Source organism: Bradyrhizobium sp. OK095, assembly GCF_900109945.1.
Classification (GTDB): Bacteria; Pseudomonadota; Alphaproteobacteria; order Rhizobiales; family Xanthobacteraceae; genus Bradyrhizobium.
In genome coordinates this window covers 178,894-200,560 of the sequence record NZ_FOBX01000011.1, presented here as the reverse complement: position 1 = coordinate 200,560, position 21,667 = coordinate 178,894, and the positions used below count along the sequence as shown (strand labels likewise).

General features: G+C 62.8%; 15 protein-coding genes. 5 read left to right on the top strand and 10 right to left on the bottom strand.

Annotation, left to right across the window (positions count from 1 at the left end; all coding sequences use genetic code 11):
- Positions 1 to 58: 58 nt before the first annotated feature.
- Positions 59 to 1,039 carry a glycosyltransferase family 2 protein gene (locus BMW89_RS27510; protein WP_092030898.1) on the top strand — a complete coding sequence of 327 codons (981 nt, stop codon included), beginning with the start codon at positions 59 to 61 and terminating at the stop codon, positions 1,037 to 1,039.
- Positions 1,040 to 1,050: 11 nt separating this feature from the next.
- Here BMW89_RS27510 and BMW89_RS27505 read toward each other — a convergent pair whose 3' ends face one another.
- Positions 1,051 to 2,709: a glycosyltransferase family 2 protein gene (locus tag BMW89_RS27505; RefSeq protein WP_244547698.1), complete on the bottom strand. Its 1,659-nt coding sequence runs from the start codon at positions 2,707 to 2,709 to the stop codon at positions 1,051 to 1,053.
- Positions 2,710 to 2,895: 186 nt separating this feature from the next.
- Between BMW89_RS27505 and BMW89_RS27500 the strand changes: the two genes are divergently transcribed.
- Positions 2,896 to 5,109, top strand: coding sequence for an acetate--CoA ligase family protein (locus tag BMW89_RS27500; RefSeq protein WP_092030896.1), 2,214 nt, complete (start codon positions 2,896 to 2,898; stop codon positions 5,107 to 5,109).
- Positions 5,110 to 5,211: 102 nt separating this feature from the next.
- Complete coding sequence (locus tag BMW89_RS27495) at positions 5,212 to 6,042, top strand: MlaD family protein (RefSeq protein ID WP_092030893.1); 831 nt, start codon at positions 5,212 to 5,214, stop codon at positions 6,040 to 6,042.
- Positions 6,043 to 6,045: 3 nt separating this feature from the next.
- On the opposite strand, the gene BMW89_RS27490 is transcribed toward BMW89_RS27495, so the two are convergent.
- The 9 genes from BMW89_RS27490 to urtA all read right to left on the bottom strand — a co-directional run bounded on the left by BMW89_RS27490 (position 6,046) and on the right by urtA (position 17,195).
- On the bottom strand, positions 6,046 to 9,138 hold the full coding sequence (locus BMW89_RS27490; RefSeq protein WP_092030890.1) for an autotransporter outer membrane beta-barrel domain-containing protein: 3,093 nt from the start codon (positions 9,136 to 9,138) through the stop codon (positions 6,046 to 6,048).
- Positions 9,139 to 9,371: 233 nt separating this feature from the next.
- Complete coding sequence (locus BMW89_RS27485) at positions 9,372 to 10,412, bottom strand: aliphatic amidase (RefSeq protein WP_092030888.1); 1,041 nt, start codon at positions 10,410 to 10,412, stop codon at positions 9,372 to 9,374.
- A 54-nt stretch (positions 10,413 to 10,466) separates the two neighbouring features.
- Entirely contained in the window at positions 10,467 to 10,844 is a 378-nt protein-coding gene (locus BMW89_RS27480) for an FmdB family zinc ribbon protein (protein ID WP_092030886.1), read from the bottom strand.
- Positions 10,845 to 10,936: 92 nt separating this feature from the next.
- Entirely contained in the window at positions 10,937 to 12,166 is a 1,230-nt protein-coding gene (gene fmdA, locus BMW89_RS27475) for a formamidase (protein ID WP_092030884.1), read from the bottom strand.
- 27 nt (positions 12,167 to 12,193) lie between these two features.
- Complete coding sequence (gene urtE / locus BMW89_RS27470; protein WP_092030882.1) at positions 12,194 to 12,883, bottom strand: urea ABC transporter ATP-binding subunit UrtE; 690 nt, start codon at positions 12,881 to 12,883, stop codon at positions 12,194 to 12,196.
- Between the two features lie 11 nt (positions 12,884 to 12,894).
- Positions 12,895 to 13,650 (bottom strand): urea ABC transporter ATP-binding protein UrtD, encoded by a 756-nt coding sequence (gene urtD / locus BMW89_RS27465; RefSeq protein WP_092030880.1) that lies wholly within the window; start codon positions 13,648 to 13,650, stop codon positions 12,895 to 12,897.
- Positions 13,651 to 13,714: 64 nt separating this feature from the next.
- Positions 13,715 to 14,857: an urea ABC transporter permease subunit UrtC gene (urtC, locus tag BMW89_RS27460; RefSeq protein WP_092030878.1), complete on the bottom strand. Its 1,143-nt coding sequence runs from the start codon at positions 14,855 to 14,857 to the stop codon at positions 13,715 to 13,717.
- A 19-nt stretch (positions 14,858 to 14,876) separates the two neighbouring features.
- On the bottom strand, positions 14,877 to 15,803 hold the full coding sequence (gene urtB, locus BMW89_RS27455; protein ID WP_092030876.1) for an urea ABC transporter permease subunit UrtB: 927 nt from the start codon (positions 15,801 to 15,803) through the stop codon (positions 14,877 to 14,879).
- 132 nt (positions 15,804 to 15,935) lie between these two features.
- The gene (urtA, locus tag BMW89_RS27450; protein ID WP_092030873.1) at positions 15,936 to 17,195 is read right to left on the bottom strand and encodes an urea ABC transporter substrate-binding protein; all 1,260 of its coding nucleotides are present in this window, start codon (positions 17,193 to 17,195) and stop codon (positions 15,936 to 15,938) included.
- A 177-nt stretch (positions 17,196 to 17,372) separates the two neighbouring features.
- On the opposite strand from urtA, the gene BMW89_RS27445 reads away from it, so the two are divergent.
- Complete coding sequence (locus BMW89_RS27445) at positions 17,373 to 20,744, top strand: hybrid sensor histidine kinase/response regulator (RefSeq protein ID WP_092030871.1); 3,372 nt, start codon at positions 17,373 to 17,375, stop codon at positions 20,742 to 20,744.
- Positions 20,728 to 21,654 (top strand): response regulator, encoded by a 927-nt coding sequence (locus BMW89_RS27440; protein WP_177196351.1) that lies wholly within the window; start codon positions 20,728 to 20,730, stop codon positions 21,652 to 21,654. Before BMW89_RS27445 ends, BMW89_RS27440 begins: the two co-directional genes overlap by 17 nt.
- The last annotated feature ends 13 nt before the right edge of the window (positions 21,655 to 21,667 follow it).

Genomic DNA, 21,667 nt, shown 5'->3' with positions numbered 1-21,667 from the left:
AGACCTATAAGAATGACCGATTGATCTTTTGACGCCGCAATTTTCGGGGCAAAAAATAATGGACGACGAGTACAGGCAGCGTCTCGAACAGCTCGAAAACCGAGTCGCGCTCCTGGAAAGGAATCTGGAACTCATTGCCGCCGGGCAGAGACGCTCCTCGCTTCGAAGCCTCTGGCGCCGCCCGCCGATATGGACCTTCGAGCAATATCCGCCGCGCCTGCTCAACCTGACCGCGTTCCCGCCCGCACCGCCAGCGCCGGAAAATGCACCGCGGATCGCGATGGTCACGCCCAGCTACAATCATGCGCAATATCTCGGCGCCACGATCGAGAGCATCGTCAGCCAGAACTATCCGAACCTGTATTACCACGTGCAGGATGGCGCTTCGATCGATGGCACGGTCGGTCTGCTGAAGAGCCGCGGCGACGGCATCAGCTGGAAGAGCGAGCCGGACAAGGGACAGTCCAACGCCATCAATCTCGGCTTCGCCGGCGTCGACAGCGAGATCATGGCTTACCTTAACAGCGACGACATGCTGCTGCCGGGGACGCTGGCCTATGTGGCCAACTATTTCATGTCCCATCCCGACGTCGACGTTGTTTATGGTCATCGCGTCTTCGTCGATCGCGAGGGGCTCGAGGTCGGGCGTGCCGTGTTGCCGCCGCATGACGGCGCAGCGCTGCAATATGCGGACTATATTCCGCAGGAGACGATGTTCTGGCGCAGGCGTGTGTGGGACAGGATCGGACCGATCGACGAGAGTTTTCACTATGCGATGGACTGGGACTTCATCCTGCGGGCGCAGGCCGCCGGATTCAAGTTCGTACGCCTGCCGCGATTCCTCGCCTGCTTCCGCATCCACGATGCGCAGAAGACGGCTTCGACCTACGCGGTCGGCGTCAAGGAGATGGGCATCCTGCGGCGCCGCGTTCTCGGTTTCGATCCGACACAGCTGCAAATCCGCCGCGCCATCGCATCCTATCTCGCCAAGCAATTGGCCTATCACTACGCCTACAAGCTGAGCCTGCTGCGCTACTGAGCAAGCCGGGATCAGCGATGTTGCGGGGTGCGGACACCGCGATCGAGCCAGACCCGTTCAAGGCCGATACCCAGCGGCCGCACATCGGAGCTCAACGCCAGATCCGCCGGCGAGCGCGGATCGGATAGCGCCAGGCTGATGGTCAACGTCCCATCGGTAGCAATCGCGACGGGATCGAGCATCAGCCTGCGCAGGCCGGCGAACGCATCCATCGAGAAATCCAGCTGCTGTAGCGCGCCATTGCCGACGCGGCAGACGACACGCAGTTGCGGATTCTTCTCGGAGACGAAGGCCCGGCACGCCAGCACAAGCTCGAGTGGTCGTGATGGAACGGGACGGACCTCGAAACGGAGCGTGCAGCTCCTGGCAACGGACCAGGTGCCCCATTCCTCCGTCTCGCTCCATCCCTCGATCAGGGCAGCGACGCCGGTCCCCTCACGCGCGAAGTCGAGTTCCTCGGTTCCCAGCAGCGGCACGGACGCGGAAACTTCCAGATTGGCCGGATCGAACGGCTCCTGGTCCGGAACGAACTGCGCGATCACGCGCACCGCATCCGCGATCGAAGAAAGCCCAAGCGCAGAGCCGTCGAGCTCGTAAGTCGCCCGGTTCGGGCCAGCGGCACGCACGCCCCGTCGCCCGGGCGACGGACGATCCGCAAGGTGTGCAGGAACGATGATGTCGGCGACGTCGAAGCCGTGCGTGCGGGCGAGTTCGCCGATGGTCTGCACGGTCCGGTCATACAGGAGCGGTCGATCGTTGATGCCGGTCGCAAGGGCCTGCGCCAGTGCCCTGTAGCCGAGCTGCACGTGATTGTCATCCGCCAGCAGCAGGCGTTTGAGGACGAGCATGTCCTTGGCGATGAAGAGTTCGAGCGCGTTCAGATCGGGTAGCTGCAGCTCGGCGTCGATGGCCCCGAAATCGCGAGCCCCTCGCGACGTCGCGAGCAGATCCGTCGTCTCGAAGAACAGCGCATGACCGGTGCTGTGCGACGAAATCCCGGACATGCCAAGCGGCCGCGACAGTCGGACGAAGCTGTCGGTCAGCGCGGCGTTGGCGATACCGGACGCGACATCCGGCGAAAGACCGATGAAATAGCGCCCCCCAATCGCCCGCATCCGATCGATGACGCTGCGACGGACGAACGAATTGTAGATCATCGGCAGGTATGAATAGTGAGCCTGGAAGGCGAAGATACGCGCCAGCTCACTGCGTGAGGAGACCCGCTTCACCGACGAGGCAAGGTCGATCTCCGCCAGCAGCCGATTGCGAAAGGCCGGATGATAATAGTCCGGCCAGTAGTAACTGTAGGCGCGCCAGCTCAGCAGATCGATCTTCCGGCCCGCGAGAATGTCCGTCGCCGTCGCGCACGCATAGGGCATCAAGCCGTCGTCATCGCCGATGAACGTGACGTACTCGCCCGAGGCATGGCCGAGCGCCGCCTCCCAATTGTCGGTCATGGTGAGGACCGTGTCGCTGGCGAAGTGCTTGAAGCGCGCGTCCTTCAGGCCCTCGACCATCGCCGCGATATCGGGGTTGCCGCCATTGTTCTGGACGACGAACTCGCAATCCGCGTCGGCGGGCTGACAGGCCATGGTTGCCAGCGCGTGTCGCAGCGTATCGGGACGATCGAGAGTTGGGACGACAACGGAGAGCAGCGGCATGAGCACCATTTGGAGAATGATCGCGTGGATTCCTAGCACTTCACCGGATCGTTCGCACTTTCGCCAAAAGTCTGGTGATGCTAGCCTTATCGCAGCATCTCATCCATTCCGCCTCGCGGCATGGCATCAGTTACGATCAGCCGAACCCGACGCATGACAGCGCGCGGCAACAAGAACAAAAGGTGAGGAAGCGCCATGGAAGCCCGAGTGTCTGCCGTTTCTCCTCGCCCGTGGTCTCCACCGCCCGACGCCGGTGACGTTGTCAAGGGCATCCACGCTATGCTGCACCCGCACAACATCGTGCTGGTCGGTGCGACCGACAAGCCCGGCAACTATGCCGAGCGCATCTGGAATAATCTGGTCAAATACGGATTCGAGGGCGGCCTCTATCCGGTCAACACCAAGCGCGAGACGATCTGGGGCGTCCCCTGCTTCAAGGACTTTGCGAGCCTGCCGGAAAAGCCGGACCACGTGCTGGTGCTGGTGCCGGCGCGCTTTGCCGTGCAGGTGATCCGCGACGCCGCCGCGGCCGGTGCGCGTTCGGCCACCATCGTCACCTCTGGCTTCAGCGAGTTGCAGGATGAGGAGAGCCAGAAGCTCGCCGCTGAGCTGCAAGCGGCGGTGCGCGAGACCGGACTTGCGGTCACGGGGCCGAATTGCCTCGGCAATTTGAGCGCCGGCGAAAAGCTATTCACCAATATCGACGACCGCATCGTCACCATGGAGCAGGGCGCGGTGGCGATCGCCGGGCAGTCCGGCGCCATCGTCATGGCGATCCGCCAGGCGCTCGAGGATCGCGGTGTCGGCGTCGGCTACATGGTCACGACCGGCAACGAGACCGGGCTCGAGACGCCGGACCTGATGCGCTATTTCGCGGAGGACCCGAGCATCAAGGTGATCGTCGTCTACCTCGAAGGCGTGCGCAACACCCAGGCGTTCCGCGATGCCTGCAAGGCGGCACGCGCCGCGAGCAAGCCGGTGATCGCGCTCAAGCTCGGCTCATCCGAGGGCGGCCGCGCCGCCGCGATGGCGCATACCGGAGCGCTCGCAGGCTCGATCGAGACGTTCGATGCCGTCGCGACACGCGAAGGCGTGATCCGGGTCGGCGGGCTCGACGAGCTGATCGAGACCACCGAATGCTTCGTCCACTCTGCCGTGCCCAAAGGCGACCGGCTCGCAGCTGTCACGCTATCAGGCGGCAAGCGCGGCATGCTGCTTGACGCCTTCTATGCCGAAGGCCTGAACTTTGCGCCGCTGAGCCCGCATGTCGGCTCGGAGCTCGCAAAAATGCTCGGGCCGGGCTCGATCGTCGGCAATCCGCTCGACGCCGGCTTTGCCGCGGTGGTCGATCCCTCCGTCTACATGAAGTCGATCAAGCTGATGATCGACGACCCCGATATCGACATCGTCATCGTCGATGCCGAGCTGCCCAAGGCGCCGCACGAGTTGCGCGAGCGTAATCTGCGCATCGTCGACGAGATGGCGCGCCAGGCCGCAAAGCCCGTGATCTATGTCAGCGCGATGTCGATCGGCTTCACCGAGTTCACCAAGGGCTTGCGCAAATCGCTGCCGCATCTCGCAGTCATGCAGGGCATGGACCGCGCGGTCACCGCGATCAAGTCTCTGCTCGCCTATGCCAAGCTCCGCAAAGAAGTGCCCGACATCGTCTCGAGCTCGAAGCCAGCCGCGCGCGCCGCGCTGGAAAAGGCACTGAAATCGGCGACCGGTGCCGCGCTCGACGAGGTCGCCTCGAAGAAGCTGCTGAAGGCCTATGGCATCCCGATCTCGAAAGAGGCGATCGCGCAGACGGCGGCGGAGGCCGTGAAGATCGCCAAGCAGATCGGCTTTCCGGTCGTCGCAAAACTCGTCAGCGCGGAGATCCTGCACAAATCCGACATCGGCGGCGTGGTGCTAAACCTCAACAACGCCGCCGAGGTGAAGAAGGCCTTCACCGGCATTACGGCGCGGGTGGCGAAGCTGAAGGGCAAGCCGAAGCTCGACGGCATCCTGATCGCGCAGCAGGTCAAGGCCGATCTCGAACTCGTGGTCGGCGCCTCGCTCGATGCCGAGATGGGGCCGGTCGTGCTGTTCGGCACCGGCGGCATCGACATCGAGCTGATGAAGGACGTTGCGCTCGCCGGCGCGCCGCTGGACGAGGCCGAGGCCCGACTTTTGATCGGCCGCACCAAGGCCGGCATCAAGATGCGCGGCTATCGCGGCAAGCCGTCCCTGCACGAGGCCTCCGCCGTGAAAGCGCTGGTCGGCCTGTCCAATCTGATCGCGGATGCCGGGAACAGGATCGCCTCGATCGACATCAATCCGTTCCTGATCAACACCAAGACGGGTGTGGCGGTCGACGCCCTGATCGTGCTGAACAATGCGGCCGCCAAACGCGCCGCCGGACATTGATGTCGCGTAAGGCGGGTTACACTTCCCTAACCCGCCTTACCTAGAATCGCGGCCATTCGGCCTTCTTCCAACTTCCCCGCTTTGGCCGTAGAATCGCCCCTGATGGCACGCGCGAGCAATCTGGTGATCGGGACGGCAACGCTGGCGGTGATCGCCGTGGCGTTCGGCGGGCTGCTCGGGGTGCAGAAATGGCGCGCTCTTCAGAGCCGCAGCCAGCTGCGCGTCGTGTTCGAAGGCGGTTCCGCCAGCGGACTGCGCCGCGGCGGGCCGGTCAATTTCGATGGCGTACCGGCGGGCCAGATCCTGTCGATCAAGCTGGACAATCCGCGCAAGGTCGTGGCGCTGGTGTCGCTCGATAACACCGCGCCGATCCGCAAGGACACGGTCGCAGGCATCGAGTTCCAGGGCCTCACCGGCGTTGCCGCGGTCTCGCTGATCGGCGGCGCCCCGTCTGCGCCTCCGGTGCCGCTCGATGCCGACGGCATCCCGGTGCTGACCGCCGATCTCAGTGACGCCGAATCCATCGTCGACACCCTGCACAGTGTCGACCGCACGATCGTGAGCAACGCCCCTGCGATCAAGGAGGGCCTTCGCACTTTCGAGGACTATACCGCCGACCTCAGGAGCAAGGGCGGCGAGATCGATGCCGTCATGGCCAAGGTCGACACCGCCTTCGCAGGCTTCGACAAGGCGGTCACCAAGATTGAGAGCGTGATGCCAGGCTTCGTCGACGGCAAGGCCGACGAGCTGTTCGAGAAGATCAAGGGACTGCACGAGCTCGCCGACACCATGAAGAGGAAATCGGCAGGCTACCTTGAGGACGGCCGCAAGATGCTGCTCGATCTCAGCGAGGCCGCCAACAAGATGAGCGGGACGCCGTCACCCGCCGCTGCCCCGCGCCCGCCGCGCAAGCCCACACAGCAGAAGCGGTAAAGCCTACCACGCGTAGCGCACGACGCCCTTGCCAGCGTAGGAGCGGGTGACGTTCGAGAACTCGCCCTCGAAGGTCGCCGACGCGGACCAGCCGTTCATCCAGTTTATCTGCACCGCCGCCGTGGTCAGCGCTGAATCGCGCGCCTGGGCGGCGCCGTTGACGACGAAGGCCGCGCCCGGCAGCGTCTGGAACACCGCGCCGACGGTGCGATCCGGATTGAAGTCATGCGCCCAGGCAAGGCGGCCGCGCAGGGTCATCAGGCCGCCGGCCGCTGCGAACGACCTGTCCGCGCGAAAACCGAGCTCGGTGCGGGTGCTGGTTACGTCCTTGGCGGCATAGTTGAGCGCAAAAGTATTGTTGCCGACCACCGCAAACTCCGAATAGCTCGGAAGGCTGAACATGGTGGCCTGGAGCGCGGCATACGGCGTCAGGCCGATCCACTGCGTTGCATAACGATAACCGCCCTCGACACGGCCCGAGAGCGCATTGGCGTTGAACTGCGCACGCAATTGATCGACGCCGGCGGCGGTGACGATGCGGTTGGTGGTGACATCCTGCCAGCCATAGGCCAGCGCCGCCGTGATGTAGGCCGGTCCAGCCATATGGCGCACGAAGGCGCCGGCCTGGAACAGATCCGAGCGACCCCAGCCGAGCCCGTTGGCGCTGAAGCCGGTACCACCGCCGGCCAGCGCGAAGCCGGCAATCGTCGACGGCGAGAAGCGGTAATCGAGGCCTACGGCCGTGCCGTAGACACTGCTGCTGGTATTGTTGGAGCCGAGCGCCGTATTGCCGTCGGTGGTCTGCGAGCCACCATAGCCCGCTGCCCACACGTCCCAGCGCTGCTCGAACGCGGCGGGCGGTGCCTTGCGGTAGACTGAGGCAAACGCATCGCGCACGCTCTTGTCACGCGCGTTCTTGCCGGTCGCAGCATAGGCGTTCGCAGTCGCGTCGTCGGCATATGGCGTCGGACCGGGCGCGCCGCTGCGCCCGGAGCCGAACACATCGGTCAACAGGCCGAGGAACAAATTCATCGCGTTGAAGGTCGTCTGCTGCGATCCCGTTGCCGACTCGCCGGAAGCCTGCGTCAGGCCGTTGGGACCGAGCCCCGCGAATTCGGCCTGAAGGAAGCCATTCGCGTTGAAGAAATTCTGAAGCGTCGTGGCGACGTTCTTCTGATTGACGTTGAGACCGTACTTCGCGCCATAGTCGAGTGCGAAATTCAGATAGACGGTGCCAGAGGGATCGACGGTCGTCGTGCCAACCAGGCCCCCAGGCGCGGCGACACCGGAAAAATTGTCGGTGGCCGAGCCGGAAAACTGCATGATCTTGTACTGCGGCAAGACATTACTGCCGGCATATAGCGAGACGCCGACGGTGCCGTTCAGCGTGATGTTGCCAAAAACGTTGGCAAAGCTCGCAGTGGGTCCGCTACCGACCTGCACGAGGTAGACCGCACCGGACTGGAAGGCGAGGTCACCCAGAACCTGCATGCTCGAGCCTGGGCCGCCGTCGCCGGGCGCGTAGATGCCGCCGGCAGCGATGGTGGTGTTGCCGACGATCCCGGCGCCGAACAGCGCGCCGCCCGCGTTCACCGTGGTCAGACTCGATTGGGAGATATCGCCATCAACCCGCAGGATGCCGCCATTCACCGTTGTGGTGCCGGTGTAGGTGTTTATGCCCGAAAGGATCAGCGTTCCGCTGCCGACTTTTTCAAGCGAGCCCGGTCCGGCGGGACCGCAACCGCAAGGATTGAAATCGCCTATGACACCGCTGACCTCCGTCGACAGGTTGTTGCCGCCGACGACGAGCGTGTTGCCGCCACCGATGTAGTAGGAGCCGCTACCTTCAATCGAACCCGCGGTGATGCGGCCGTCGCTGTTCAGGCCGATGCTGTCCCCGAAATCGACAATGCCTGTACCTATGGTGATAAAGCGCGCGTTGCCGCCGGTGGAATTGTCGAAGAACTCGGTCTTGCCGCCGTCCTTGGTGATGATCGTGGCGTTACCAGCCGTCGTGAACGCACCGAAATTGGTGAGACCATCAGCCTCATTGATGATCGTTGCGTTGCCGGCGGTCGCCGTGTCGGTTCCGAACGGCGTCCCAAACAAGGTCGAGCCGAAATCCTTGTTCACGATCGTTGCCGAGCCGGCCGAGGATTGCTCGAGAAATGCTGTGCCGCCGCCATTCTGGTTGGTGATGGTGGCCGTGCCCGCATTGGTCCGGCCAAAGAAGCCGGTCAAGCCACCGTCATTGATGATGGTCGCGTGGCCGGCCGTGGCGGTGTCGGTGCCGCCACCCAACGGATCTCCAAAAAGCAACTGGCCATTGTTGGTGATCATCATCGAGCTGGCGGAGGTCGCGTTGAGGAACTGCGTCGTACCGGACAAGTCGTTCAAGAGCGTCGTGATGCCCGACGTGTCGGCATTGACGATTTTGAAGAAGCCCTCGTTAGTCACGGCACCGACGATGCTCGCGGTATGCGTCGCGTCACCAAGCTGCAAGGATCCGCAGGAGCAAATGAATGTGCCCCCCGTATAGGTGTTGGCGCCGAGCAGCGCCAACGTACCCGGCCCCTGAACACTGATCCCGTCGCTGCCGACAATGCGCGAGACGATGATGGCCGACGGATCGGTGGTGCCGGTCACATCGTTGGTGAAGAATGTGGTGTCCCCCGGGGCCAGCCTGAGGCCGCCACCCTGGATGGTGTAGACTGAACCATCGGCGGTGAGATCGAAGCCCACGAGACTGTTGAGCTGGACGCCACCCGGCGTGACCGTCACCGTCCCGCCTGTCGCCGGCGTCGAGGGACCGCTGCTGCCGAACAGGGTGCCGGCTGACAAGGGATCATAGGCCGTGCTGGTCGCGCCGAAGAAATCCGTCCAGTTGGTCGTGGTGTTGTCCCAGACACCGCCTCCGCCGTTGACGGTGCCGTTCGGCGTGGTCTGCGATCCGTTGAATATTTGCTGAGCCCGGACGGGGCTCGTCGAGAGGCAGAGACCGACCAGCACAGCAATGACGGACGACGCAGCCACACCAATGCGCAGCCCGCTCAGCCCGCCCGATAGCGATCGGAATTCCACCCCAGCGCCCCCCATTGCCGGCGCTCTCGGCCGCGCCGGCCGCAAATTAGGCGACGAGTTCCCTCCGTGAAACTACGGAATCCGGGGAATCGACTGTTTGGGCCACAACTGGAGTTGATTCAGAAACAATGTTGCAACTGCGCCACGTTTTGCGCGGCACAATACTCATTCCAGGCGCGCAAGCCTGCGTCAGAATGTCCAGACGCATGCACGGGCGTTCACACCGTGCGGCCCGGAACGAACATGGCTCAGTAATTGGACGCCGCCGCCTCATTCGGGATGCCGTCGATCGGACATTCCGCGGTCCCCGGCGTCGACCGGGTCATCGCCTCGACCATGTCGCGGGTGCCTTCGGGATCGGCGATCCAGTTCTTGTAGAAATCATACGGGCACGCCGCGACGCCCCGCGGGCTTTCGCCGGAATTGATCATGCCGGTGTAGCCGCGGTGAACCAGCTTGTAGAGATGGTTCTGTGACTGGCCGTTGCGGCGCGCGTCGCGGATCAGATGTTTCGACAGCTGGGCGTACTGGATGCCGTAATCTTCTTCGCCGCATTCGCCGAGTGTGCGGCCATCGAAGCCGATGATCGCGGAGTGACCGAAATAGGAATAGACGCCATCGAAGCCGGCGGCGTTGGCGACCGCGACATAGACGTTGTTGGCCCACGCCATCGCCTTGGAAATCATGACCTGCTGCTCCTTGGCCGGATACATGTAGCCCTGGCAGCGCACGATCAGCTCGGCGCCCTTCATGGCGCAGTCGCGCCAGATCTCGGGAAAATTGCCGTCGTCGCAGATGATCAGGCTGACCTTCATGCCTTTCGGGCCTTCGGAGACATAGGTGCAATTGCCGGGATACCAACCCTCGATCGGCACCCACGGCATGATCTTGCGGTACTTCTGCACGATCTCGCCCTGGTCGTTCATCAGAATCAGGGTGTTGTAGGGCGCCTTGTTCGGATGCTCCTCATGGCGCTCGCCGGTGAGCGAGAACACGCCCCACACTTTAGCTTTGCGGCAGGCTCCGGCGAAGATAGCGGTCTCTTCGCCGGGCACCGCACAGGCCGTCTCATACATCTCCTTGGAGTCGTACATGATGCCTTGCGTGGAGTATTCCGGGAAGATCACGAGATCCATGCCGGGCAGGCCGGTCTTCATACCGACCACCATGTCGGCGATCTTGCGGGCGTTGTCGAGCACCTCGGCCTTGGTGTGCAGGCGGGGCATCTTGTAGTTGACCACTGCGACGCCGACCGTGTCGTTGCTGCTGGAAATATCACCGTGAAGCATTTTGAGCGCTCCTGTCTTTTATTGTTTGAGATCGCGGCCGATCAATCGGCCGCGTTAGTGACTGATCATCCAGGGCCGCGCCGTGGGAAAGCCCTTGGCGCCGCTCCTGGTCTTGGTCACGAGCCGCGCCGGCTTCTTCGTGTCCGACGAGCTCTTGTCCTTCGCGGTTTTTCCCGACGAGCAGCAACCGCAACCCGGGCCATGCGAGGCCTTGTATTGCGCCAGCGTCTGCGGCGCGTGCGAGCTGCGCTCGTTGACGGCGTGCGCCTTGCGCGCCTCCGACGGCATGCAGAAGAAGTTCGGCGCGGTCAGGATGACCCGCGGCGCCATGATTTCACATTGCGGACAGACCTGCGGATCGTCGCATTCGGCCATCGGCCGCATATCCTTGAACGGACCGCAATCGTCACAGAGATATTCATAGACCGGCATCGCATCATCCCTACGCTAAAGCCTGTGAGAGTACCGCCGCGGCGGATGCCGGGCGGCGAAACCACGCCGTCCCGCACCCCGTCGCGCAGGGATTATTTGTCCGGCGATATCGGCATCTGGATATCGCCCTTGATATGCTTGATCGGGCCGGCCGATGACGGCATCACGTCGAAGTCGAAGATCTCCGTCGGCAGCCACAGCGTGGCGCAGGCGTTGGGTACGTCGACGACGCCGGAGATGTGGCCCTGAACCGGTGCGGTGCCGAGGATCGAATAGGCCTGGGCGCCGGAGTAGCCGAACTTCTTCAGATATTCGATCGCATTCAGGCAGGCCTGGCGATAGGCGATGGTGACGTCGAGATAGTGCTGCTTGCCTTGCTCGTCGACCGAGATGCCTTCGAAGATCAGATAGTCCTTGTAGTTCGGCGTGATCGGCGACGGCTTGAAGATCGGATTTTTGACACCGTACTTCGCCATGCCGTCCTTGATCACCTCGACCTTCAGATGCAGCCAGCCAGCCATCTCGATCGCGCCGCAGAAGGTGATCTCACCGTCGCCCTGGCTGAAGTGCAGATCGCCCATCGAGAGACCGGCACCAGGTACGTAGACCGGGAAGTAGATTTTCGAGCCGCGCGAAAGATCCTTGATGTCGCAATTGCCGCCATGCTCGCGCGGCGGCACGGTGCGCGCGCCTTCCGCACCAATCTTGGCCTTGACGTCGCCCTTGGCGCGGCCGCCATGAGAGGTCGGCGCGAACGGCGGATTGGCAAGGCCGGGCACGCGAGTCGGGTTGGTCGCGATCAGCTCGGCCTCGCGCTTGTTCCAGGTGTCCAGCATCTTCGGATCGGGCAGACAGCCGATCAGGCCGGGATGGATCAGGCCGGCGAAATTGACGCCGGGAATGTGGCGCGACGAGGTGTAGAGCCCCTTGATGTCCCAGATTGACTTCTGCGCCAGCGGGAAATGGTCGGTCAGGAAGCCGCCGCCATTCTGCTTGGAGAAGAAGCCGTTGAAGCCCCACATGCTCTCTTTCATCGGACCCACATCGAGCAAGTCGACGACGAGCAGGTCACCGGGCTCGGCGCCCTTGACGCCGATCGGGCCGGAAAGGAAGTGCACGATCGAGAGATCGATGTCGCGGACGTCGTCGGCGGAATCGTTGTTCTTGATGAAGCCGCCGGTCCAGTCATAGGTCTCGATGATGAAGTCATCGCCGGGATTGACCCAGGCCACGATCGGAATGTCGGGGTGCCAGCGGTTATGCACCATGTCATTTTCGTAAGCCGACTTGGTGAGATCGACCTTGATCAGTGTCTCTGGCATCGAGAAGCTCCCCTTTACTACGGTTGGTTAGACGGACAGATATTTCGAGACCTGCGCGGCATCGACGGCGTCGCGCGGATCGTCGCGGACGATCTCGCCGTTCTCGATCACCAGCACGCGGTCGGCGATATCGAGCGCAAAACTCAGGACCTGCTCGGACACGACGATCGACAGGCCCTTTTCATCGCGGATGCGCTTCAAGGTGCGCGCCATCTCCTTGATGATCGATGGCTGGATGCCTTCGGTCGGCTCGTCCAGCAGCAGCACCTTCGGCTTGGTCGCGAGCGCACGCGCAATCGCGAGCTGCTGCTGCTGTCCGCCGGAGAGATTGCCGCCGCGGCGGCCCTTCATTTCCAGCAGCACCGGGAACAATTCGTAGATATCGCCGGGCACCTCGGTGCCGCCGGAAACGACGAGCCCGGTCTCGATGTTCTCCTTCACCGTCATGGTGGAGAAGATCATGCGACCCTGCGGCACATAGGCGAGCCCCTTGGCCACCCGCTCGTAGCTCGGCAGATTGCCGAGCTCGGCGCCGTCCATAGTCACCGAACCGCTCTTCGTAGGCAAAATGCCCATCAGCGACTTCATCAGCGTGGTCTTGCCCATGCCGTTGCGGCCCATGATCGCCACGATCTCGTTGGCGGCGACCTTGACGTTGAGGCCGTGCAGCACCTCGCTCTGGCCGTAGGCGACGTGAAGATCGGAAATAGCCAGCATCGAGATTCTCCTCAGTGGCCCAGGTAAACTTCAACGACCTTGGGATCGTTCTTCACCTTCTCCATGGTGCCCTCGGAGAGGATCTGGCCCTGGTGAAGCACGGTGACCTTGTGTGCGATGTCCTCGACGAATTTCATGTCGTGCTCGATCACCAGCACCGAGCGGTTCTTGATGATGCGGTTGAGAAGCTCGGCGGTCTTGGTGCGCTCGGACACGCTCATGCCGGCGACGGGTTCGTCGAGCATCAGCAAGTCCGGGTCCTGGATCAGCAGCATGCCGATCTCGAGCCATTGCTTCTGGCCGTGGCTGAGCAGATCGGCGTTCATGTTCAGCCGGTCCTTGAGGAAGATCATTTCAGCGACTTCATGCACGCGGTCGCGCACGGCGGCGTCGCGGGTGAAGGTCAGCGCGCCGAATACGGAGCGGCCGCGCGGGTAAGAAATCTCCAGATTCTCGAATACGGTAAGATCGTCATAGATCGACGGGTTCTGGAACTTGCGGCCGACCCCGGTTTTGACGATCTCGTTCTCCCTCATCCGCGTCAGCTCCTTGCCGCGGAACTGGATCGAGCCAGATGTGGCTTTGGTCTTGCCGCAGATGAGGTCGAGCACGGTGGTCTTGCCGGCGCCGTTCGGGCCGATGATGACGCGGATCTCGTTCTCGTCGACGTAGAAAGAGAGGTCGTTGACCGCCTTGAACCCGTCGAACGACACGGTCAGCGCTTCGACGGCGAGCAAAAATTCCTTGGGCTGATGACCGACGAGCATGATCTATCTCCTCACTGCCAGTGTGGCATCGGCATCGTGATGACCTACGAGCATGATGATCTCCTCACTCCGCCGGGGCGCCGTCGGCGACCGAGCTATCGGTCCAGCCTTCAGGTTTCGGTTTGCGCGACGGGATCAGGCGATCGATGCGCGGCTGCACATAGTCGCCCCAGATCCCGGCAAGACCATTCGGGAAGGCCAGGACCACGGCGATGAACAAGCCGCCCAATCCGAACAGCCACAATTCGGGGAAGGTTTCCGACAGGCTGGTCTTGGCGAAATTAACCAGCAGCGTGCCGTAGACCGCACCTAAGATCGACAGCCGGCCACCAACCGCGGTGTAGATCACCATTTCGATCGACGGCACGATGCCGACGAAGGACGGCGACATGAATCCGACTTGAAGCGCAAACATTGCGCCGCCGATCGCGGCGAACACAGCGGCGATGCAGAAGGCGAAGATCTTGAAGTTGGCGACGCTGTAACCGGAGAACCGGACCCGGTCCTCCTTCTCGCGCATCGCGACCAGGATGCGTCCGAGCTTGGAGTGGCGGATGAACTGCGCGATCATGATGCAGACGAACAGGCACCCGACTTCGAAGAAGTACAGCAGGACCTTGGCGTGATCCGGCCTGATGTCCCACCCCTTCAGCGTCCGCAAATCGGTCATGCCGTTGATGCCGCCCGTGTAGCCCTGCTGTCCCACGATCAGGATGGTGAGGATGGCCGCGACCGCCTGGGTGATGATGGCAAAGTAGGTGCCGCCGACCCGGCGTTTGAACATCGCCGTGCCGATGATCAGGGCGAAGATACCGGGCACCAGGATGATGGCGGCAATCGTGAAGGTGAGGCTGTGAAACGGTTGCCAGAAGTACGGCAGTGAGGTGATCTGATTCCAGTCCATGAAATCGGGAATGCCGGGCGTCGACTGGATCTTGGTATTCTCGGGGCTGGAGGCTTCCAGCTTGAGGAACATCGCCATGCAGTAGCCGCCGAGGCCGAAGAACACGCCCTGGCCGAGGCTCAAGATGCCGCCATAGCCCCAGCAGATCACCAGTCCCAGCGCGACGAAAGCATAGGTCAGATATTTTGCGACCAGGTTGAGCCTGAAGACGTCGAGCGTGAGCGGCAGCACCACCACCAGGAAAACCGCGAGCACCAGAATTCCGATCAGCTCCGATCGATTGACGAACCGATTGTCGGTCATTGCATCAGCCTTCCGTTTCTCACTTCCGGACCTTGAGGGCGAACAGCCCCTGCGGCCGCAGCATCAGGATTCCGACAACGGCGAGCAGCGTCAGCACCTTGGCCATCGAGCCCGACATGAAAAACTCGAGGGTGGATTGCGTCTGCGAGATCGAGAAGGCCGAGGCGATGGTGCCGAGCAGGCTCGCGGCGCCGCCGAACACGACCACCAGGAACGTATCGACGATGTAGAGCTGGCCCGAGGTCGGGCCTGTCGAGCCGATCATGGTGAAGGCGCTGCCGGCAACACCGGCGATGCCGCAGCCGAGGCCATAGGTGTAACGATCGACTTTCTCGGTATTGATGCCGACCGCGCCGGCCATGATGCGGTTCTGCACGACGGCGCGGACCTGGCGGCCCCACCGCGATTTGTACATCACGTAGGCGACGCCGACGGTGATCAGGACGGTGAGGCACATCACGAAGACGCCGTTGATCGGCACCTCGATGCTGTCGGACACGTGGAGCGAACCGAGCATCCATTGCGGCAGGTCGACGCCGACCTCGCGGGCGCCGAACACGGAGCGGAAGGCCTGCTGGAGGATCAGGCTGAGGCCCCAGGTCGCGAGCAGCGTGTCGAGCGGGCGCTTGTAGAGATGCCGGATCAGCACCCATTCCACCAGCATCCCCAGCGCACCTGATGCGACAAAGGCCAGGATCATCGCCAGGAAGAAGTAGCCGCTGAACAGGCTCGGCAAATACGTCTGGAATAGATTCGAGGTCATCCAGGTGACGTAGGCGCCGAGGATCATGAACTCGCCATGGGCCATGTTGATGACGCCCATCTGACCGAAGATGATCGCAAGACCGAGCGCCATCAGCACGTAGACCGAGAACAAGATCAGTCCTGCAAAACCCTGCATGACGAAGATGGAGCCAAGATCACCAAGCGAATAGTCGCCGAACATCGATGTCCTCCGTCAGGGATAAGGTCCCGCGTCGCGAGCAGGTTCGCGACGCGGGGGTCTTGGGCGTGGATTTGCGGTCCACGCCAGGGAGCTGCGTGGTCAGGAGAGAAAGCGCGAGTGACGTCGCGCTTCTTACTGGTAGCCCTTGGGGAACGGATCCGGCTCGACGAGATCGGCAGTCTCGAAGATCAGCTCGAACTGGCCGTCGAGCTTGGCGCGTCCCACCCGGGTCTTCGACCAGAGGTGATGGTTTTCGTGGATGCGCACATAGCCTTCCGGCGCGCCCTTGAACTCGACGCCCGGCGAAGCCGCCGCGATTTTGTCGACGTCGAACGAGCCGGCCTTCTCGACCGTCAACTTCCACAGCCACGGGCCGAGATAGGCAGCCTGGGTGACGTCTCCGATCACGGTCTTTTCGCCCCACATCTTCTTGAACGCGGGCACGAAGGTCTTGTTGTTCGGATTGTCGAGCGACTGGAAGTACTTCATGCAGGCATAGGCGCCCGCGATGTTCTCGCCGCCGATGCCGTCGATTTCGTCTTCGGTCACCGAGATCGTCAGCAGCGCCTGCTTGGAGAGGTCGATGCCGGCCGCCTTGAGCTGCTTGTAGAACGCGACGTTGGAGCCGCCGACGACGTCGGTGAAGATCACGTCAGGCTTGGTCAGCTTGATCTTGTTGATGACCGAGTTGAACTGGGTGTTGCCGAGCGGATAGTACTCCTCGCCGACGACCTTGCCCTTCAGCACGTTCTCGACGTGCTTGCGCGCGATCTTGTTCGAGGTGCGCGGCCAGATGTAGTCGGAGCCGACGAAGAAGAACGACTTGGCGCCCTTTTCCTTGGCGATCCAGTTCAGGCCGGCGAGAATCTGCTGGGTCGCTTCCTGGCCGGTGTAGATCACGTTCTTGGACTGCTCGAGGCCTTCATAGAAGGTCGGGTAGTAGAGCATGCCGTTGTACTGCTCGACGACCGGCAGCACCGCCTTGCGCGAGGCAGAAGTCCAGCAGCCCATGATGGCCGCGACCTTGTCGTTGACGAGAAGCTTCTTGGCCTTTTCAGCAAACGTCGGCCAGTCGCTGGCGCCGTCTTCCTGGATGAACTTGATCTTGCGGCCGAGCACGCCGCCCATCGCGTTGATCTGCTCGATGGCCAGCTTTTCGGCTTCGATCGAGCCGGTCTCGGAGATCGCCATGGTGCCTGTCGCCGAGTGCAGGATGCCGACCGTGACCTCGGTGTCGGTGACCGCGAGGCCCGTGGTGTTGACCGCCGAGGTCGCAGGCGCCTGCGCAAACGACGCCTTCGGCAGCATCGTGATGGCCGGCAAGGCGGCCATTCCCATCAATAATTTGCGCCGTAACGGCGACAATAGGCCCTTGTTTGGTTCGTCTGACATGAGCACCCCACCTTTTTTTCGAGACACACGCTTGGTCTCGTGAGGATGGCTCGAATTTGTGCACCGCAAGCATACGCAAGATCGCGTATACTGCACCGCAAAATACCGACGTAGGCTTTTGGTACGGGATTTGCGAGTTCACGAGAGGTTTTGGACGACTTCGGGAGTGGGGTTCGAGTGGCAGGGCGGCAGCGAATAGACCGCGTCAGGCGCCAGTACAATCAATGGGTCGCCAACCAGACGCTGGAAGACTACGCGCTGCGCTTCACCGCCAAGAGCGCGCGCCGCTGGTCCGCCGCCCGCGTCGCCAACACTGCGCTGGGCGCCATCTCCTTCCTGGTGCTTGAAGCGATCGGCGGCACCATTACCCTCAATTACGGCGTCACCAATGCCGCCGCCGCGATCCTCGTCGTCTCCGCCATCATCTTCTGCTGCGGCGTTCCGATTGCCTATTATGCCGCCAAATGCGGCATCGACATTGACCTGCTCACCCGCGGCGCGGGCTTTGGCTATATCGGCTCGACCATCACCTCGCTGATCTACGCCTCCTTCACCTTCATTTTTTTTGCGATCGAGGCGGTGATTCTGGCGACCGCGCTGGAGATGTGCTTGGGCATCCCGCGCCCGATCGGCTACCTCATCAGCGCGGTCGCGATCATCCCGCTGGTGACCTACGGCATCACGCTGATCAGCCGCTTCCAGCTCTGGACGCAGCCGCTCTGGATCGTCCTGCATATCCTGCCTTTTGCCGCGATCGCATGGGCCAGTCCCCACTCGTTCACGGAGTGGCGCCAATATGCCGGCGAGCACGGCGACCTCGGCGGCCATTTCGACCTGTTGCTGTTCGGCGTCGCATCCTCGGTCGTGTTCTCGCTGGTGGCGCAGATCGGCGAGCAGGTCGACTTCCTGCGATTTCTGCCGCGCGACCGCCGCACCTCCAGGACGTCGTGGTGGATCGCGCTGATGAGCGCGGGACCCGGCTGGATCGTGCTCGGCGCGCTGAAGCTGCTGGCCGGCTCGTTCCTCGCCTTCTTTGCGCTCAGCCACGGTGTGCCGCCCGAAGAGGCGGCCGAGCCCGCGCATATGTATCTCGTGGCCTTTCGATACGTGCTGTCGGAGCCGGACCTCGCGCTGGCATTGACCGGCTTCTTCGTCGTGCTGTCGCAGCTCAAGATCAACGTCACCAATGCCTATGCCGGCTCGATCGCATGGTCGAACTTCTTCTCTCGCCTGACCCACAGCCACCCCGGACGCGTGGTGTGGCTGGTGTTCAACGTGATGGTGGCGCTGCTCCTGATGGAAATCGGCGTCTACAAGGCGCTGGAGCAGACGCTCGCGCTTTACTCCAACGTCGCGATTGCCTGGGTCGGCGCGCTGGTGTCCGACCTCGTCATCAACAAGCCGCTCGGGCTCCGTCCGCCGCAGATGGAGTTCAAGCGCGCCCATCTCTACGACATCAACCCGGTCGGCGTCGGCGCGATGACGCTCGCGATCATCGTTTCGATCGCGGCGTTCTACGGGCTGTTCGGCCCGACCATGAAGGCGCTCGCCGCCTTCGTCGCGCTGACGGTGGCCTTCGTCACTGCGCCTGTTATCGCCTGGCTCACCAACGGAAAATACTACATCGCGCGCAAGCCGAAGCGGAGCTGGGCGAATATCGAGTCGATCCAGTGCTGTATTTGCGAGCACAGTTTTGAACCGGAGGACATGACGTCCTGTCCCGCCTATGCCGGCCCGATCTGTTCCTTGTGCTGCTCGCTAGACGCGCGCTGCCATGATCTCTGCAAGCCGCATGCGCGCGCGCAGGTGCAATTCGCCGACGCGCTCAGCAAGATTTTGCCGCAACCGATCTATCAGCGGATCAACTCGCAGTTCGGGCATTACATTGGCGTGTTCGTCGTCTCCGCTGGCCTCGTCGCGCTGGTGCTCGGACTGATCTATCTCCAGACCTCGGTGAGCGTGCATGGTGAGAATACGCTCGTCTCCAACGTGCTCTGGAAGGTGTTCTTTTCGCTCAGCATCATCATCGGCGTGGTCGCCTGGCTGTTCGTGCTGGCACAGCAGAGCCGCCGCGCGGCGGAGGCCGAGACAAAACGGCAAACAACGCTGCTGATCCAGGAGATCGACGCGCACAAGCGCACCGATGCCGAACTCCAGCGTGCCAAGGAGGTCGCAGAATCCGCCAATCTCGCCAAGAGCCGCTACGTCGTGGGCCTGAGCCACGAGCTGCGCTCGCCGCTGAACGCGATCAGCGGCTATGCCCAGCTGCTCGAGCAGGACGCTACGCTCGCCACCAAGCCACGCGACCAGGTCCGCGTCGTCCGCCGCAGCGCCGATCACCTCTCCGGCCTGATCGATGGCATTCTGGACATCTCCAAGATCGAGGCGGGGCGGCTATATCTCTCGCGCGACGAGGTGCGGCTGAGCGAATTCCTCGACCAGCTCGTCGGCATGTTCCGTCTTCAGGCCGCAGCCAAAGGCGTCGACTTCGTGTTCAGGCGGCCGGCGCATTTGCCTGTCGTGGTCTATGCCGACGAGAAGCGGCTGCGCCAGGTACTGATCAATTTGCTCTCGAACGCGATCAAGTTCACCCAGACCGGCAGCGTGCAGTTCGTGGTGCACTATCGGAGCCCTGTTGCCGAGTTCGAGGTCATCGACACCGGGCCAGGCATCCAGGGCGACGACCTCGAACGCATCTTTGCGCCGTTTGAGCGCGGCGCGCTCGGTGTCTCGCAGCCGCAGACTGGAACAGGGTTGGGGCTGACCATCAGCCGGCTGCTCGCCGGCGTGATGGGCGGCGACATCAAGGTCTTGAGCACGGTTGGCCGCGGCAGCACCTTCAAGGTCAAGATGCTGCTGTCGGAGGTTACCAATCCGCAGCGCATTGCGCCGGTGGAGGCACCGGTCTCCGGCTATCACGGCGCGCGCAAGACCATCCTGATCACCGACGACGATCCCGTTCATCGCGATCTCCTGCGCGAGGTGCTGACACCGCTCGGCTTCATTCTGCTCAGTGCCCCCGACGGGCCCGGCTGCCTGGCGCTGGCGCAACACTGCCGGCCCGATCTGTTCCTGCTCGATATCTCGATGCCGGGCATGGACGGTTGGACTGTCGCGGAGACGCTGCGTGCGAACGGCCACCATCAGGCGCGCATCCTGATGGTGTCGGCGAGCGCGCTCGAAGCCCACGGCACGCCGCTGGCGCAGCCCTTCCACGACGGCTATCTGATGAAGCCGATCGACATCCCGCGGCTCCTCGAAGCGGTCCGTCAGCTTCTCAAGATCGAATGGCAATACGGTTCGGACGAGATCGCGGTACCGTTTTGGCGGCCGGAGAGCGGCTCGCGACCGCCGGTGCGACACATCGAGGCGCTGATCGGGCTCGGCCAGATCGGCTACGTCAAGGGCATTCAATTGAAGCTGGACGAGATCGGCAGCGAGCATCCGGAACATGCCGACTTCGTCGCGCAGATGCGGTCGCTGGTCGACCGCTTTGATCTCGACCAGTACATGGCCACATTGAAAACATTGCATGCGTATGAACACTGAGTCGAAAAAGCGCGACATCGCGCTCGTGGTCGACGATTCCCCGGAGACGCTGCGGCTGCTGACCGACGCGCTCGACGGCGCGGGGATGACGGTGATGGTGGCGCTCGACGGCGCCGCCGCGATGCGCATCGTCGATCAGATCACGCCCGACATCGTGCTGCTGGATGCCGTGATGCCCGGCATTGACGGGTTCGAGACCTGCCGCCGGCTCAAGCGCGATGCGGGCCTTGCCAATGTGCCCGTGATCTTCATGACCGGCCTCGCGGAGACCGAGCACATCGTGCGCGGGCTGGAAGCCGGCGGCGTCGACTATGTGACCAAGCCGATCGTGATCGAGGAGATGCTGGCGCGCATCCGCGTCCATCTCGGCAACGCCCGCCTGACCCAGAGCGCCCGCGCCGCGCTCGACGTCTCCGGCCGCTTCCTGTTCGCGGTCAACCGCCAGGGCAACATCCTCTGGGCGACGCCGCAGGCGCAAAAACTGCTGGCCGATCATCACGGCGCGCAGGCCGACGACTTCGTGCTGCCGCCCTCGCTACTGCAATGGCTGGAACAGGCGAAAGGCAAGGGCAGCGCGAAGTCTCAGGCGGCGACGCTGCCCGACAATCCGCAACTCCGCTTCTATTACATGGGCGAAACCGCGCCGAACGAGTTCCTGCTGCGGTTATCCAGGGAGTCCGGCACCTCGTTGCCGCCCGAATTCACCAGCGAGCTCGGCCTCACCACGAGGGAAGGCGAAGTGCTGGCCTGGCTCAGCAAAGGCAAGACCAACCGCGACATCGCGCAGATTCTGGGATTAAGCCCGCGCACGGTCGACAAGCATCTGGAGCAGATCTACGCCAAGCTCGGCGTCGAGAACCGGACCGCGGCGGCAGCGATTGCCACCAATGCGACGAGAAGGAATTCGTAGCCCGCTGTCAGAG

What these genes read in the sequence shown, in the direction of transcription:
- BMW89_RS27510 (WP_092030898.1), top strand. Translation starts at nt 59, where the DNA reads ATGGACGACGAGTACAGGCAGCGTCTCGAACAGCTCGAAAACCGAGTC.
- BMW89_RS27505 (WP_244547698.1), bottom strand. Translation starts at nt 2,709, where the DNA reads ATGGTGCTCATGCCGCTGCTCTCCGTTGTCGTCCCAACTCTCGATCGT.
- BMW89_RS27500 (WP_092030896.1), top strand. Translation starts at nt 2,896, where the DNA reads ATGGAAGCCCGAGTGTCTGCCGTTTCTCCTCGCCCGTGGTCTCCACCG.
- BMW89_RS27495 (WP_092030893.1), top strand. Translation starts at nt 5,212, where the DNA reads ATGGCACGCGCGAGCAATCTGGTGATCGGGACGGCAACGCTGGCGGTG.
- BMW89_RS27490 (WP_092030890.1), bottom strand. Translation starts at nt 9,138, where the DNA reads ATGGGGGGCGCTGGGGTGGAATTCCGATCGCTATCGGGCGGGCTGAGC.
- BMW89_RS27485 (WP_092030888.1), bottom strand. Translation starts at nt 10,412, where the DNA reads ATGCTTCACGGTGATATTTCCAGCAGCAACGACACGGTCGGCGTCGCA.
- BMW89_RS27480 (WP_092030886.1), bottom strand. Translation starts at nt 10,844, where the DNA reads ATGCCGGTCTATGAATATCTCTGTGACGATTGCGGTCCGTTCAAGGAT.
- fmdA (WP_092030884.1), bottom strand. Translation starts at nt 12,166, where the DNA reads ATGCCAGAGACACTGATCAAGGTCGATCTCACCAAGTCGGCTTACGAA.
- urtE (WP_092030882.1), bottom strand. Translation starts at nt 12,883, where the DNA reads ATGCTGGCTATTTCCGATCTTCACGTCGCCTACGGCCAGAGCGAGGTG.
- urtD (WP_092030880.1), bottom strand. Translation starts at nt 13,650, where the DNA reads ATGCTCGTCGGTCATCAGCCCAAGGAATTTTTGCTCGCCGTCGAAGCG.
- urtC (WP_092030878.1), bottom strand. Translation starts at nt 14,857, where the DNA reads ATGACCGACAATCGGTTCGTCAATCGATCGGAGCTGATCGGAATTCTG.
- urtB (WP_092030876.1), bottom strand. Translation starts at nt 15,803, where the DNA reads ATGTTCGGCGACTATTCGCTTGGTGATCTTGGCTCCATCTTCGTCATG.
- urtA (WP_092030873.1), bottom strand. Translation starts at nt 17,195, where the DNA reads ATGTCAGACGAACCAAACAAGGGCCTATTGTCGCCGTTACGGCGCAAA.
- BMW89_RS27440 (WP_177196351.1), top strand. Translation starts at nt 20,728, where the DNA reads ATGCGTATGAACACTGAGTCGAAAAAGCGCGACATCGCGCTCGTGGTC.